Annotated in this window: 14 protein-coding genes; 6 read left to right on the forward strand and 8 right to left on the reverse strand. The window is 40.7% G+C overall.

Features of this window, described 5'->3' with window-relative positions; genetic code table 11:
• Positions 1-480 precede the first annotated feature (480 nt).
• The gene (locus MTF68_RS03950; RefSeq protein WP_248461725.1) at positions 481-2,409 is read left to right on the forward strand and encodes a RecQ family ATP-dependent DNA helicase; all 1,929 of its coding nucleotides are present in this window, start codon (positions 481-483) and stop codon (positions 2,407-2,409) included.
• Between the two features lie 60 nt (positions 2,410-2,469).
• Positions 2,470-2,778: a YkgJ family cysteine cluster protein gene (locus tag MTF68_RS03955; protein ID WP_052242878.1), complete on the forward strand. Its 309-nt coding sequence runs from the start codon at positions 2,470-2,472 to the stop codon at positions 2,776-2,778.
• Positions 2,779-2,845: 67 nt separating this feature from the next.
• Here MTF68_RS03955 and MTF68_RS03960 read toward each other — a convergent pair whose 3' ends face one another.
• From MTF68_RS03960 to MTF68_RS03970, 3 genes are all read right to left on the reverse strand, one after another.
• Positions 2,846-3,463, reverse strand: coding sequence for a glutathione S-transferase (locus MTF68_RS03960; RefSeq protein WP_004586963.1), 618 nt, complete (start codon positions 3,461-3,463; stop codon positions 2,846-2,848).
• Between the two features lie 48 nt (positions 3,464-3,511).
• Entirely contained in the window at positions 3,512-4,540 is a 1,029-nt protein-coding gene (locus tag MTF68_RS03965; RefSeq protein ID WP_004586964.1) for an NADP-dependent oxidoreductase, read from the reverse strand.
• Positions 4,541-4,717: 177 nt separating this feature from the next.
• Positions 4,718-5,206: a GNAT family protein gene (locus MTF68_RS03970; RefSeq protein ID WP_248461726.1), complete on the reverse strand. Its 489-nt coding sequence runs from the start codon at positions 5,204-5,206 to the stop codon at positions 4,718-4,720.
• A gap of 147 nt (positions 5,207-5,353) precedes the next feature.
• Between MTF68_RS03970 and MTF68_RS03975 the strand changes: the two genes are divergently transcribed.
• The gene (locus MTF68_RS03975) at positions 5,354-6,559 is read left to right on the forward strand and encodes an anhydro-N-acetylmuramic acid kinase (protein WP_248461727.1); all 1,206 of its coding nucleotides are present in this window, start codon (positions 5,354-5,356) and stop codon (positions 6,557-6,559) included.
• A 27-nt stretch (positions 6,560-6,586) separates the two neighbouring features.
• On the opposite strand, the gene MTF68_RS03980 is transcribed toward MTF68_RS03975, so the two are convergent.
• Positions 6,587-7,072: a hypothetical protein gene (locus tag MTF68_RS03980; RefSeq protein WP_024032946.1), complete on the reverse strand. Its 486-nt coding sequence runs from the start codon at positions 7,070-7,072 to the stop codon at positions 6,587-6,589.
• A gap of 358 nt (positions 7,073-7,430) precedes the next feature.
• On the opposite strand from MTF68_RS03980, the gene MTF68_RS03985 reads away from it, so the two are divergent.
• Both MTF68_RS03985 and MTF68_RS03990 read left to right on the forward strand, forming a co-directional pair.
• On the forward strand, positions 7,431-8,162 hold the full coding sequence (locus tag MTF68_RS03985) for a hypothetical protein (RefSeq protein ID WP_064385789.1): 732 nt from the start codon (positions 7,431-7,433) through the stop codon (positions 8,160-8,162).
• Positions 8,152-8,637 (forward strand): hypothetical protein, encoded by a 486-nt coding sequence (locus MTF68_RS03990; RefSeq protein WP_248461728.1) that lies wholly within the window; start codon positions 8,152-8,154, stop codon positions 8,635-8,637. The genes MTF68_RS03985 and MTF68_RS03990 overlap by 11 nt, the downstream gene beginning before the upstream one ends.
• Before the next feature lie 113 nt (positions 8,638-8,750).
• Here MTF68_RS03990 and MTF68_RS03995 read toward each other — a convergent pair whose 3' ends face one another.
• From MTF68_RS03995 to MTF68_RS04010, 4 genes are all read right to left on the reverse strand, one after another.
• On the reverse strand, positions 8,751-9,842 hold the full coding sequence (locus tag MTF68_RS03995; protein ID WP_248461729.1) for a porin: 1,092 nt from the start codon (positions 9,840-9,842) through the stop codon (positions 8,751-8,753).
• Position 9,843: 1 nt separating this feature from the next.
• On the reverse strand, positions 9,844-10,431 hold the full coding sequence (locus MTF68_RS04000; RefSeq protein ID WP_096042696.1) for a DUF4956 domain-containing protein: 588 nt from the start codon (positions 10,429-10,431) through the stop codon (positions 9,844-9,846).
• Positions 10,432-11,349: a polyphosphate polymerase domain-containing protein gene (locus tag MTF68_RS04005; protein ID WP_248461730.1), complete on the reverse strand. Its 918-nt coding sequence runs from the start codon at positions 11,347-11,349 to the stop codon at positions 10,432-10,434.
• 77 nt (positions 11,350-11,426) lie between these two features.
• Positions 11,427-13,982 carry a CotH kinase family protein gene (locus MTF68_RS04010; RefSeq protein ID WP_248461731.1) on the reverse strand — a complete coding sequence of 852 codons (2,556 nt, stop codon included), beginning with the start codon at positions 13,980-13,982 and terminating at the stop codon, positions 11,427-11,429.
• A 128-nt stretch (positions 13,983-14,110) separates the two neighbouring features.
• Between MTF68_RS04010 and MTF68_RS04015 the strand changes: the two genes are divergently transcribed.
• Positions 14,111-14,569 carry a thioredoxin family protein gene (locus MTF68_RS04015; RefSeq protein WP_348983615.1) on the forward strand — a complete coding sequence of 153 codons (459 nt, stop codon included), beginning with the start codon at positions 14,111-14,113 and terminating at the stop codon, positions 14,567-14,569.
• Positions 14,570-14,609 lie beyond the last annotated feature (40 nt).

Raw genomic sequence — 14,609 nt, forward strand, 5'->3', positions numbered from 1 at the left:
TACCCAAATAATCTGCTTATAACGCTTATAAAAAATCACTTGGGTATACAAAATTAGCTTGGCTGTTAGCACCATTGAGCATCTGCTGCGTATTTTGCGCCTAAATAAAACATATGTCAGCAATTGATAAGCTTATTTGTTGTATACTAAGGTCTAAATTGCCTCAATATGAAAAATTTAGCGCTTTACAGGGGCCTAATATAAAGGCGCTACTTTACATAAAAGGCAGCTTGCTTTTAATAGGGTATAACGCTGTCACTAAATGCTTTTAATTATTTTAATCTATTGATTTAAAGCAGGTTTTAATACTTTTTTGATTATTGCAATAAAGCCGCTAATACTTACAATCTATGCTTTATCTAAATTGCTTTTAATGCCAACAGACACTCTTATATTGAGATGCTTTGGGGTATATGCAAATATTTCATTTACGTTGCACTTTTGCTGTTAAAGCCTATTCCCTAGCCAAAAAGGATATTTATGACCACGCCATTAATTAAATCACTTGAGCAGCATTTTGGTTTTAGCCAATTTAGAGCAGGGCAACAGCAAACCATTGAACAGCTTTTAAATGGTCAGTCGTCATTGGCTATATTTCCTACGGGGTCGGGTAAGTCGTTGTGTTATCAGCTAACAGCTATGCATTTACCAAACTTAACATTAGTGGTGTCGCCTTTACTTGCATTGATGAAAGATCAAATTAGCTTTTTAAATAGCAAAGGCATTTACGCGGCAAGCCTTGATTCGAGCCAAGACCAAATGCAAAGCAGCACCGTAATGAACGATGTGCGAAATGGTAAAATTAAAGTATTAATGGTGTCGGTTGAGCGTTTTAAAAACGAGCGTTTTAGAGAGTTTATAAGCCAAGTTGCGCTGTCTATGCTGGTGGTAGACGAAGCGCACTGTATATCTGAATGGGGCCATAACTTTAGACCCGACTACCTTAAACTACCGCGATACCGCGAAGAGCTAAATATTCCACTGGTACTATTACTCACCGCCACAGCCACTAAAAAAGTAAAACGCGACATGAGCGAGCGTTTTAATATTGCCCCAGAGTGTATTGTACAAACCGGCTTTTACCGCGCTAACCTCGATTTAAGTGTGCTAAGTGTAAAAACGGCTGACAAAAACACTGAGCTTACAAACATAGTGCGTGCGCAAAATGGCCCAGGTATTGTGTATGTAACGCTTCAGCAAAGTGCCGAGCAAGTGGCTAATACGCTAAGTGCGCAAGGTATTCAGGCGGTTGCGTATCATGCAGGGCTTGAAGATACACTACGCTGGCAAATTCAAGATGATTTTATGGCGGGTAAAATTAACGTTGTTGTGGCAACAATAGCCTTTGGTATGGGCGTTGATAAATCAGATATTCGCTTTGTTATTCATTACGATTTACCAAAATCAATTGAAAACTACAGCCAAGAAATTGGCCGCGCAGGGCGCGATGGCAACCCATCAAACTGTTACACCTTGGCTAATTTAGATGGCCTAAACACAGTAGAAAACTTTGTGTATGGCGACACCCCTGAGCTGAGCGGCATTGAATACGTAATTAACGATATTAAAGCCCAGCCGCAGCAATGGGAAATGCAAGAATACAGTCTTTCAAGCGAAAGTAACATTCGCCAATTAGCGCTTAAAACCTTGCTGGTACAACTAGAAATGCAAGGTGCAATAACGCCGCAGTACGCCTATTACGCCGATTTTAAATACAAGTTTTTGGTTGATAAAAACGAACTACTGAGCCAGTTTGACGAGCAGCGCCAAGCCTTTTTAACGCAAATATTTAGCCACACCGATTTTAAAAAAATATGGGGCACGCTTAATTTCGACACCCTTACCCAAGCCGCCCAAGTTGACCGTAAACGCGTAGTGGCAGCGCTTGACTACCTAGCCGAAAAAAAACTAATAACCCTTGAAACCAAACGTATTACCCAAGTTTACAAAGTGCATAGTGAGGTTATAAATAACCCTGAACTTGCAAAACAATTACACAGTTATTTTATCGAAAAAGAACAAGCTGAGATTAAACGTATAGCTGCATTGGTACGCTTTTTTGAATTACAAAGCTGCTTAAGCTATAACTTGGCACGTTATTTTGACGACCAAAATGCGCCAGCGCAATGCGGGCATTGCAGTGTATGCCGTGGTAATGCTGTAAAACTTGAGTATTCAATAGAGCCTGCTCACATTGCCGATGACGTTGTTTATCAAAAAGTGGATGAGTTTTTAGCGCACATGGCAACAAAAGGTATTCACAGTGTAGGTATTGAAACTCAGTGCCGCTTTTTAGCGGGCATGAGCGTGCCATTATTTGCACGTAATAAAGTGCGCCAACTGAGTGGTTTTGCGCTTTGTGAGCAGATGCGTTACAGCGATATAAAAGCAAAACTACTAGCGCGCTAATTTATAGCAATTGGTATGAGTTCCTGTATCCTAGTGGCTTATTAAAAAAAGTAAGTCACTATGCCTAATACTGTTATTCCAAGTAAAACTATTTCCTCTACACCTGAGTCCGTAACCTGCGCTAATTGCCAGGCATGTTGCTGCCAATTAGAAGTGCGCATAGTGACCGACACGGGCGTGCCTTTTCAGTACATTGATTACGACAAATGGGGCAGCGAAGTAATGAAACGCGCAGACGACGGCTGGTGCCAAGCACTCGACCGTAACACGCTAATGTGTACTATTTACGAAAACCGCCCACTTACGTGTCGCGAGTTCGAAATGGCCTCAAATGAGTGTATTACTGAGCGCGAAATAGCGGGTATTTAATAAAAACATATGCACTAAAAAAGGGGCTTAAAAAGCCCCTTTGGTTTATCTGTGGTTTGTACTTTAATTAATCGTATTTAGCTTCTAACTCATTAGCTGTATGAAACTTCTCGTGGCTTTGTAATTGCTCATCGTACTTTACAAGGTGTTTAAAGTGGGCAAGTTGGCCTGAGTTTTTAACTATTTCTACAATAAACGACATCATAATATCGGCACCGGTTAACGTGTCGCCGACTAAATAACGTTTACCTTGGAGTCGGTCGTTAAAGTAGCTAATTACTTTTACGGTTTCTGCATCGGCGTAATTTTCTAAAAACTCTGTTTTAGCGCCATCTTTTAAAACAAACATTTTAAGCAGTAGCGGTAAAATAGCTGAGCTTTCCGCAAAGTGTAGCCATTGTTGATACTCAACATATTCGGCAGTGCCGGCTTTTGGTGCAAATTTACCGTTACCGTATTTAGTAATTAAATAATCGGTGATCGCGCCAGATTCGGTAACAATTAAGCCATCGTCTTCAATCACTGGTGACTTACCTAATTGGTGTACTTTTTTAAGTTCGTCAGGCGCTAAAAAGGTCTCTGTGTTGCGCTGGTAGGCAACAATTTCGTAATCAACATCCAGCTCTTCTAAAAGCCAAATAATACGTTTTGAGCGCGATTTATTTAAATGGTGTAGTTTAATCATGTCAGTCCTTGTTGGCGTTACTGCATGTGCAGTAACGCTTTGTAAAATTTAAAGTGGCTCGTTAATTTTAACAACGGTTTTACCAAAGTTTTTACCATTTAGCATATCGTTAAATGCGCTAATGGTGTTTTCAATACCTTCTACCATGTGTTCGCGGTATTGTACTTTGCCATCTTGTAGCCATTTTTGCATGTCTTGTGCAAATTCGTCGTAGCGGTGGCCGTAGTCGTCAAAAATTATAAAGCCTTGCATTTTAATACGTTTAGTAAGCAATTGCCCCATTAGCATTCCCATACGATCAGGCCCATCTGGAAGGCTGGTAGAATTATATTGCGACACTAAACCACACAGAGGCACACGGGCTGCGGTATTAAGTAGAGGTAATACGGCATCAAACACTTTACCGCCCACATTTTCGTAATAAACATCTATGCCGTTATCACAGGCTTTTTCTAGCTGCTCTGCAAAGTCATCCGCTTTGTGATCAATGCAGGCATCAAAGCCCAGCTTTTCAACGGCATGTGTACATTTTTCGCTGCCACCAGCAACGCCTACCACTTTACAGCCTTTAATTTTAGCTATTTGGCCAACGGTTGCGCCAACCGGCCCTGTTGCTGCGGCTACTACAACGGTTTCGCCTTCTTTAGGTGCGCCAATATCAAGTAAGCCCATGTAGGCTGTAAAGCCTGGCATACCCATAATACCGAGTGCGTACGATGGGTTTTCTGGCTCTTTACCTAATTGCATAAGGCCTTCGCCGTTAGTAATGGCGTAATCTTGCCAACCGGTGTAGGCAAGTACCCATTCGCCTTCGCTGAATTTATCGTTTTTAGACTCTTCTACTTGGCATACGGTAGCGCCTACCATTACATCGCCCACATTAACTGGATCGGCGTACGACTTTGCATCGCTCATGCGGCCACGCATGTATGGGTCAAGCGATAGGTAAATAGTGCGCAGCAGCACCTCGCCATCTTTAAGCGCTGGTAAATCTACTGTTTTAAGTTCAAAGTTTTCATCGGTAGGGGCACCGTGCGGGCGTGATGCTAAAGTAAGTTGACGACTAGTTGCAGACATAAAAATCTCCTCTTAAGAGTGAATTTACTTAGCGAATGTTTACGCGTTTAAAACCAAGTTGAGCCTAAACAATAATGCGCGCTAAGTTATACGAAAATAAAAATTTGTACCTTAATACACGAGCTTTGGGCGCGAGGCTGGTAATTCAAGCTTTGCAGAGTATTTATTCTAAACGGTTTATCTTAGCTTGCTAAAAATATGGCTATCGTAAAACACACCATTTTTATAAAAGGCTTGTTTGAGCACAGCCTCGGCCTTAAAACCGCATTTAGTAAGTGCCTTTATAGAGCCAGTATTGCCAGCAAATACAGCGCCAAAAATACGGTTTAGGTTTGAGCTTTTAAATGCGTCATCGCAAATTTGCGAAATAGCATGAGTCATTACTCCTTGCCCCCAAAAGTGGCTATTAAGCCAATAGCCTATTTCGCCACTGCGGCTATATTCAAATTCTCCCGGCGTTATACCAATACACCCCGCAAATTGCTCATCTACAACAATGGCCTTAACTATTCCACTTTTAGAGCCTTGGTTTATCCACCAGTCGGCGTCGGCTTGAGTATACGGAAATGGAATTTTAGAGGATAAAAAGCGCGTAACCTGTTCATCGTTTAAGGTATTAATAATGTGTGGCGCGTCTTTTGGTTTAAAGTCTCTTAGGGTGATCATTGTTTTAATTAAGTGTCTGTTGCATACGGGTCAACTTAGCAAGCAATTAGAGATTGCACAATCACAAAGATTAACCGTTTACGCCTATAACTTTGTTTTAAAGTACTCTAATATAAGCAAAATATGATACCTGTTTAAGATACTTTTATGCACCCACACATAGCCGCCCTTTATAATAGTGCCCAAAAACCAAGCCGTTTAATTATAGGTTTAATGAGTGGTACCTCCTTAGATGGGCTCGATGTAGCACTGTGTAAGGTAACGGGCGCAGGTATAAATACGCAAATTGAAGTGCTGAACTTTACCACCGTTGACTATAACAACGAGTATAAAAGTAAAATAAAGCAGGTATTTGCCAAACGAGAGTGTGATTTAGAACTTGTTACCTTACTGCATCCATGGGTTGGTAAACTCCATGGCGATATGGTTAATCAGTGCTTACATACTTGGCAGGTAAATCCAGCAAGTATTGATGTAATAGCCAGTCACGGGCAAACAATTTACCACTGCCCACAGTCGCAGCATAATCATAAAAGCTTTACTAATGGCACATTACAAATTGGCGACAGCGACCAAATAGCCGTTACTACCGGTATTACAACGATTGGCGACTTTAGGCAAAAACACATAGCCGCAGGAGGGGAAGGTGCACCGCTTGCGGTATATGGCGATTACTTATTTTTTGCAAACCCCAATGAGAACCGCATTTTATTAAACATGGGTGGTATTGCTAATTTAACGTTTTTACCTAAAAGCGGTGATACAAATAGCGTATTTAGTAGCGACATAGGCCCAGGTAACACCATTATGGATGCGTACGTACAGCAGCATTTTAAAGGCATGCACTTTGATGATGGCGCAAAAATAGCAAAAGCGGGCAAGGTAAATACAGCCTTATTAAATGCAATGTGTAGCAACACTTTTTTTGAGCTTGCGCTGCCTAAAACAACAGGGCCTGAGGTATTTAATTTAGGCTATTTATATGCCGCTCAGCTGCAAACAAATACACAGCACTTAAGCCATGAAGATGTTATGGCAACTTTAAATATGTTTAGCGCGAGGGTAATTGCAAATGCGTTAAACGAATGCGGGCAAAGTGCTAAAGAGTGTGTGGTATACGCAAGTGGTGGCGGTATTCATAACCCATTATTAATGGCGCACCTTAATGCGCTGTGCCCGACTATTAAAGCGTTTAAAAATACCGACGATTTAGGCATAAACCCCGATGCCAAAGAAGCCGTACTATTTGCCATTTTAGCCAACGAATGCCTAGCAGGTGAGCAGCAGCACCTAAATAATACTGCGCAGGGTATTGCAGGGGTCACTATGGGTAAAGTGAGTTTTGCTGATTAAGTTTTTATAAATTTGTATACCAACAGATTAAAAAAACGAAAATAAACTTGAGCTCATATTCCGAAAGTATTTTTTAACGCCGTGTGGCTTAGTTTGGCTTTTAAGGGCTTGCTGATTTTTATAACCAGCCTCAAACGCATTTACTTGCATATCAAACTGTAAACTATTTTTTAAAGTGGCATTTAAGCCATGCAGCATCAATTGCATTACTAAGCAGTGGCTTTGGGTAATTTTACTTAATGTTAAATACACATAACCACGCTCTAAGTCGGCGTTAGTGAGTACTTTTTCAGTAAAGTATTGCGCATCACGGGCACTGGGATACGTTGCGCTCAGCGAAATAATATCGTTTTCGTGGGCGTCGTCAGGCAATACGCATTGCAGCGTTATTTCATGCATAGCACTGGCTTGCAAGGTTAACTGCTCGTATTCCATTGTGTGGCCCATAGCCGCAGAGAGAGGATCTTCAAACGATTGTAACGCAAATGTGAGTTGCGTCATTGGTGTGCTCATTTACTTCAACTTCTAGATTATAAAAAATACAGTTCGAGTTTAAATTATCACCTATTAAGGTTACAGAATTATGACTGATGTAAAAATAAGTATAAAAGGGTAGATGAGTTGAAGGGGTATAATTGCAAAAGTAAGATTGCTATTATCTAATTGCTTGATAACCAAAAAGTATGCAATATACATACTAGTACTAATTAATAACTATAAACAGAATGCTCCGCATTTTTACATATGTATTAATTATTTTTTAAATCGTTGAAATAATGGATATACAGCTTAATTCGAAGTATGATCATATAAGTAATATTAATATATAGATGGTTGTATAAAAAATGTTATCTCAAAAAAGGAGTTTGAATTGAGTTCTTCAATTATTTTAAATAATAGAAATGTTAAAAAAAATATAAGTAAAGGCCATTTAAGAAAAATCTGGAGCAGCCAAAGCGTACCAGATTTATTATTAGATGAAGTTGCAAGGGAACTAAATGATAGTCTTGTTATTGGACTAATAAATAGTGAATTAAGGCTTTGTCATTTTTTGGCACAAGCAAGAAAGGAGGTCGGGGCGAAGTTTTCTTTAGAGGAAAATTTAAATTATAGGCCTGCAATATTAAAAGCTACTTTTTCTTATTATCGAAATAATCCAGCAGAAGCTGATAAACATGGCTATGATCCTGTAAATAATCAACGAGCAGATACAAAAGCAATAGCTAACAATGCTTATGCAAATAGAATAGGTAATGGTGATGCAGTATCAGGGGATGGCTGGAATTTTAGAGGGAGAGGTATAATACAGCTGACTGGTAAAGCAAACTATACCTCAGTACAGGCATCACATAATTCATATTGGAATGAAACTAAAAACTTCATATCTTCACCTCAATTATTATCCACACCAAAGTACGCTGTTAGATCTGCATTAGCATTTTGGCGAATTAATGAATTGCATAAATTAGCTGATAAAGGCTCATCAAAGAACGTTACGGATTCGATTACAAAAAAGGTTAACAAATATACTAATAGTTACGACAGTCGTCATAAAATATTAGCTGAATTAGTTAGAAATAAGGTGTTTAAAGATGTTTTTTAATAGATCCGTGTTTTTAGTTTTTACTTTATTATCGGGCTGTTCTATAGCTAAAAGCGTTGATACATTTTCTTTAAGTGAAATGAATGAAACACAATACTTGCTTGAAACAACAACGCAGCCAACTATTAAAGTTATTGCTGATATGCAAGGAGCTGACGAGCTAGAATTAGTAAGGGTTCATGATTTAACGTGTAATGGTATTAACTACCAAGTGCCTGCCGTTAAGGGAGATATCGAAAACGCGGAATCTATTGCTGAACACATAGAGTATTTTATATTTAAAAACGTAGGCGATAATTTATCAGCGATTAAAACAATCGGATCTATTAAGGTTAAAAGGCGAAGTGACGGTATTGTAGTTAATGAGCACACCATCGACCCATCACTGGCCAGTTTTAATAAAAACCTGTGTAACAGTATTAACCGCAGCGGCGATATGGATTACCCAATACAATTTGCAGGCGCTGGTAATTAGTATTTATAAACTAACTTAAATATTATTTACTAAGTAACTACAAAGCCCTGTGCTAAACGCAACGTTTAACACAGGGCTTTATAGTTTTGCTAACCTACTAAACACCAAACGCATTAAAACGAATACTGTAGCCTTAATGAGATTGCATTGCCCGATGTGATAGTACCGCCTGCTTCAAAGTAGTCGGCTTTAATGTAGTCGGCCATAAACTTTATGCTTTTGTTTACGGTGTAGTTAACACCAAGGGCGTAGGTTTTTGCGTCTTGGTTTTCTTGCTTGAGCTTAAGTAGGCTGTAGCGGCCTGTAATTTCCCAACCTGGCTCTGAGCTTGCGCCTAGTTTTGTGTTTTTATACTTACGGTATCCGCCTGATAGCTGATAACCAAATTGCAAATAGCCGCCTTCGTAATCATTGGTTGTATTTTCAATACTGGTTACTTGTGCTTGTTGCCACTCGGCCATCATGGTAAATCTGTCTTTTAGCCATAGTAGCTCTACGCCTTGTTGCGAAAGGCTATCGGCATTAATTTTATCGCCTTCTATTAATGAGTCGGCGGTATAAACTTCAAGAGGTTCATTCACTCTAAATTCGTTACCGTCGTACTGCCTCTCACTAAATGCGACGCCTAGGTGTAAAAGGTTGGTGTTTTGCTGCCATGGCACCCAGGCTACGCGCCCTGTAATAGCAGACGTTGCTTCGTCTTCATCGGGCTCGTAATAACCTAGTTGCCAATTTACTGATGCTATGTCGCCGGAAAGGCTAATACCTAAGCTGCGTCCTGGTGAAAACGCTTCGCTTATCATGCTGCGTTCGAGCATTAGCAATTTACGCGAGCTGGTTAGTTTTTCTAGGCCAAAACTTTCTTTTTGCTGGCCTATGGTTAAATCGGCATATTTCCAGCCAGAGTATTCTAGGTAGGCGTCTTTTATTTCGGTTTCGCCATCGGCAAAGCCAAGCTGAAATTTACTTTTCCAATCTTTACTTATGTCTGATTTAAAACTTAGGCGTGCGCGGCGTATTTCAGAGGTACTTTCTGAGCTGCTGCTGTCGTATTGCCCCTCTAACAATGAGGTATCAAACTTGTTGTAGTCGAGCATGATATAGCCGCTTAGGTCTATGTCGTCGTTAATTTTGGCAAAGCTTGCGTTACTAACAAGGCAAAGCGCTGAAAGTGCCGCATAAGTAATCGTTTGTTTAGAGATCATGTTAGGCTGCCTTTGTTTGTTTCTCGGCTAAGTAACTTACTTTTAGTTGCGCTACGTCTCTTAAAAAGTCGATGTGCTCTATATCTACGGCAACGACGTTTAGGCCTGTGCGCTGTTTTAAATCATTGATGAGAATGGCTTGGTTTTGTGGGGTTATGTTTTCTATGCGCTCGTAGCAAACGCTTTGTACTTCGTAGCGTTTTACAAATACGCTTGAGTCAATCAAAAAGGCAATTAAGCAAATAATGCCATTAAGAATACCTAGCTCAATTAAGCTCATTTGCCCTACAGAGGTCAGTAAAGCAATGGCAGTAACAAGGAATAAGTAGGTCATTTCTTTAATCGAAATAGACTCAGTGCGGTACCTTAGCATGGTAAATACGGCAAATAGGCCAAATGCAAATTCCATCGACATATCAACGCCGTGCAGCAAAAAGGTAATAATAAAGACGCCTACGCCAAATAAAATAAACGAGCCTGCCACCACTGCATTTTTACTTACGCGAAAATAACAGCCATAGCAAAGTACAGCCAGCGATAGGATGTTTACTAAAAAGCGGGAAAGAAAAATAAGATCTAATTTGGTCATTTAATTATTCTCTAAAGGTAAAAGCGGGTTAGTGCGGTTAAGGTGTTTTAAACGGGCTAAAACAGGTTTAAAGCGGTTTACTTTTAATCGCTCGGGGTAAAGCAAAGCACAGCCAATGCAGTATTTACTAAACGAGGCTGGGAATATGTGGTGTTTGCTCATAAGTTTATAAAATGGCGAGCGTTTTGTTTTTTTACTTTGTTTAAGCTCGGCAATAAAAAAGCCCGGTAAGGTTATTTTGTTATCGCCTTTTGGGGTGTTGTACCACAGGTTAAAATCAAGCGTTAAACGCTCGGCTTTTTCTTCGTTAGCTAGGGCTATGCGGTTATAGCCGCTTTGCTGGGTTACGTTTAAATGTGCAAAGCTGTTTTTCATTTGCTCTTTAATAAACGCCGTGCTGTTAGCTTGCTCGTTGTTAGTTTGTGCGAGCTTTATACGTGTTTTTACGGTGCGGCTTTGGTTGTTTTTTAGTTTTACTTCTAGGTATTGGGTGGCGGTATCAACGTAGCGCCTTTGGCGTACTTTGTAGCGATTAAGCTTACCGTTATGGTGGGCTTTATATAAATCAAGTTCGGGCGTATCAAAGTACTGATTATAATAAGAGAATAAACGCTTACCTTGTATATCAAGTACCCGATACTGGCCTTGTATATGAGTAAGTAGCTCAGGTAAAAACGATAGTGGCAGCATAAACTTGCTGTCTACACGGTTCATTAAATTAGCGTTATTAAGATCGTTTAATCCGTAACCTTCAAACGGAATAAGTAACTCGTTAATTAAGCTTGTTAATGAGCCATGCGCGTTTGACTCTTGAGGCTGAGCCTGCTTATTTTTAGTGTTTATAGCAGTAATTGCTACTGGTGAGATTGAAGTATCCTTTTCAAAAAGTTCATCCTTAAAACGTGCTTGAATTGTCATAATTTTCTCAGATTATTAAATTGCAAAGTAATAGAGTGCAGTGCCAGCGTGCTGACACCGCATCAAGGATGGGTTGTTTATCTAGCGCAAAATCCGCTGCCATCACCCGCTGAGGGCAATGTGCCATCAAGCTGCGCGGCCATATTTGCTACGCGGTACTCCATAAACGAGGTTAAGCCGTAAAACTGCCCCGTGGTAGAGGTTAGGTTTTGCTCAAAGTAGGTTGAGCCATAAAAGCTAGTTGGGTCGTTTTGTACGTGCTCACGAATTAAATCGGCTATTTCATTTACGCGTGCGTTAAATGTGTCGCTTGAAAGTGAGCCATTAATAAGCTGTGTTAAGTAACTGTGGTACGTATCGAGGTGGCTTTGCTCGGCAAATACATTAGCAATTAATGGGCGCTCGCTTAATGCCCCGCTTACAGGCTCATCAATGTAGAGCTCTCTTACATCTACGCTATTACAATCCATGTTAAATGTGCCGAATGACTCGTTAAAATCCCACGGCAAAATGCTAAATACGCCATCGTCATCGTAAATATAATAGTTATGTGCAAGCGGGCCGTGGTAGCTATCTAAATTAGACAGTGAAGTACTTACCGACATATAACGTAAAAGTGTGTCTACTTCTATGGCGGTGGTTTCGCCTTTATCGAGCGATTCTACAAAGTTAATAAAGGCGCCGTTATCGGTGGTGTCTTCGTTGGTTTGCAGGTTTATATCGGTATAGCTTTGTATGTCGTCACCTAGCCATAATAAATCGCTGCCTGTGCCATCTGGCTTGTATAAATCGCCATTACTGTTGGCAAAGTGTTTTTCAACAAATTCGCCATCTACGGCTTCTACCATTAAATACAAACCAAATAGTTCGCCGTTTACATAAAAGTTAACGTAAGCATGCTCAGGCGTTGGCACGCCCATTTCATCCATTAGCTCGTAGGCGATTACTTCACGCATGTACGACGGGTCGTTAAACGAGTTTTGTAGTGTGAATTTTTTTAGCCCAAAAAACTTTTGCCCCGACACATATTCGTTAATATCAACCTTAAAGCTGTAACGGTCGCTGCTAGAGTTGGCAACGCTGCTTAAACTTGAGCCGCCTTTAGTGCGAATAGCCACGCTATCGAGTGTTACCCCGTTAAAGGTAATAGCGGTTTCGTGGTACTGCTCATCAAGTGGGTTATCTAGAATGTCTTGCCAGTTTTCGTCGGTAATTGTAATAGAAAGAGTATTAACCGCTGTGGGTGTAAAGGCGGTTGCAACTGTATTTTCACTACTTGGGGTGGGTGTTAAAAACGCATGAGTAAAGCCTGTACTGCTACTTAGGCCGTAACTAAAGCCTGTGGCTACATCACTTTCGTCCCAGTCAATGTAGTCAATTACTTCATCGTTGAGTATTAAGTTTAGCTCGTCTTCTTTGCCTAGTTTAAAAGGGACGTAGTAAGTGCCTGGGTCTTCATCGGTGGCATAAATAGTAATGTATTCACCTGCGTATAAATCTATGTCGGGAAGGGTTACGGGGTCTATGTCGTCGCTTTCATCAATAACGTGGTAGTTGGCTAAGTTTATTGTATTTTCGCTGTTGTTGTATAGCTCAAACCAGTCGTTGCCATCGTCTGCGGCGCTTGCCACTATTTCGTTAATAACGAGTGGCCCGTGGGTTGCTTGGCTGTTTGAGCTAAGCTCTGTTGGAGTGAGTACCGCAGTTGCATCGCTGCCATCTGGATAGCGGCCATAGCTGTAACCACTTAGCGCTTGGCCTTTATTCCACGATAACTGCTCTATAATTACATTGTTACTGTAAAGGCTGACGGTATCGCTTGCGCCTAATTTAAACGCTACGCTTGGCAGGTCGCCTAAATCATCGGTGCTTGCGTAAATGCGGTAAAACTCACCAGGCGATAACGTAATATCAGGTAGAGCAAATTGCTCGTTATTGTCATCACTTAGTGTGTAGTCGGCTAAATAAACATCGCTACTGCTTGTTACATAAAGCTCTATCCAGTCCTCGCCGCCGCTGCTGTCTTTTGCTACTACTTCGTTTATACGCAGTGGGGCATCTTCAGCAATTAGCGTTGTAACAAGCGTAGAGGTATCGGCTGTTTGGTTAGCTGCGCCCTCTGTGGGTGTTAGTGTTTGCGCGGTGCCGGTGCCATCGGTGTATAAGCCGTAACTAAAGCCTTCTGCGGCTTCGCCTTCTTCCCAATCAAGTACAGACACCGCAGTGCCGTCCTCATATAATGTAACCGCATCGTCACTCCCTAGTTTAAAGGTAACGTAATAACCGCTATCGGGCGGCGTGTCGGTTTCATCAATGGCTTGAATAACAATAAACTCACCTTGCGAAAGCGCTACTGCGGGTAAAGCTTGAGGCACTCTATCGGCGTTATCATCAACAAGCGAAAATACCGATAAGTCGGCAATATCTTCAGTGGCGTATAGCTCAATCCAATCGTAGGTGGTATCGCTTGGGCTTGCGACAATTTCGTTAATAACTAAGCCCGTGGAGGTGGTTGTTGATGATGAGTCAGTTTGCTCTGTGCTGCTATCGGTTGTTTGCTCAGTACCGCCACAGCCATATAAAAATGTAGTAGAGGCGATAACTGAATAAAATATAAAAGGTTTTATATTCATGTATGCACGCTTATTATTTTATTAAAGTGGGCAAACTATAAAAATAGAAGGTGCAAACAATGTGTAAACATTCAGTAATATTCAGTATAGTGAGCTTAATTACTCACTTTAAAAGTTACTTTAACCTTATGTTTAAACAATTAATTTTATTGTGCGCGTTAAGCATGCCGCTTGTAAGTAATGCCGCTACTGCGCCATTTTCGGGCGATATTACAACTGATGTACTATTAAGCGATTACGATAAGTTTAATAAGCAGTACAACGCATTTACGCCAACCGAGCAAGATATAGCCTTAATGCAAAAGCTAGAAGGCAAGGCATTAGTTGTATTATTTGGCACTTGGTGTCACGACAGCCAACGCGAAGTCCCAAAGCTTATTAAGTTACTTGATGAATCAAAGGTAAAACTTGCAAGCGTTAAATATGTGGCCGTGGGTTATAACAAGCAAGACGACGCTGGAATAGCACTAGCGCACGACTTGCAATACACCCCTACGTTTATAGTAAAAGACGAGGGTAAAGAGTTAGTACGCGTAATTGAAAAACCAACGGGTACATTGGCACAAGATTTAACGCAGGGTTTGTGAGTAGAGCTTGGGGGTATAAGAGCTTACGGATTTAGCTAAT

This window comes from Pseudoalteromonas sp. 2CM37A (assembly GCF_023161885.1).
GTDB classification, from domain to species: Bacteria; Pseudomonadota; Gammaproteobacteria; order Enterobacterales; family Alteromonadaceae; genus Pseudoalteromonas; species Pseudoalteromonas atlantica.

Bases quoted from the DNA above. Each gene is read 5' to 3' on its own strand.
- MTF68_RS03980 (WP_024032946.1), bottom strand. From the start codon at position 7,072: ATGAGCACACCAATGACGCAACTCACATTTGCGTTACAATCGTTTGAA.
- MTF68_RS03970 (WP_248461726.1), bottom strand. From the start codon at position 5,206: ATGATCACCCTAAGAGACTTTAAACCAAAAGACGCGCCACACATTATT.
- MTF68_RS03950 (WP_248461725.1), top strand. From the start codon at position 481: ATGACCACGCCATTAATTAAATCACTTGAGCAGCATTTTGGTTTTAGC.
- MTF68_RS04015 (WP_348983615.1), top strand. From the start codon at position 14,111: ATGTTTAAACAATTAATTTTATTGTGCGCGTTAAGCATGCCGCTTGTA.
- MTF68_RS03955 (WP_052242878.1), top strand. From the start codon at position 2,470: ATGCCTAATACTGTTATTCCAAGTAAAACTATTTCCTCTACACCTGAG.
- MTF68_RS04000 (WP_096042696.1), bottom strand. From the start codon at position 10,431: ATGACCAAATTAGATCTTATTTTTCTTTCCCGCTTTTTAGTAAACATC.
- MTF68_RS03995 (WP_248461729.1), bottom strand. From the start codon at position 9,842: ATGATCTCTAAACAAACGATTACTTATGCGGCACTTTCAGCGCTTTGC.
- MTF68_RS04010 (WP_248461731.1), bottom strand. From the start codon at position 13,982: ATGAATATAAAACCTTTTATATTTTATTCAGTTATCGCCTCTACTACA.
- MTF68_RS03975 (WP_248461727.1), top strand. From the start codon at position 5,354: ATGCACCCACACATAGCCGCCCTTTATAATAGTGCCCAAAAACCAAGC.
- MTF68_RS03990 (WP_248461728.1), top strand. From the start codon at position 8,152: ATGTTTTTTAATAGATCCGTGTTTTTAGTTTTTACTTTATTATCGGGC.
- MTF68_RS03965 (WP_004586964.1), bottom strand. From the start codon at position 4,540: ATGTCTGCAACTAGTCGTCAACTTACTTTAGCATCACGCCCGCACGGT.
- MTF68_RS04005 (WP_248461730.1), bottom strand. From the start codon at position 11,349: ATGACAATTCAAGCACGTTTTAAGGATGAACTTTTTGAAAAGGATACT.
- MTF68_RS03960 (WP_004586963.1), bottom strand. From the start codon at position 3,463: ATGATTAAACTACACCATTTAAATAAATCGCGCTCAAAACGTATTATT.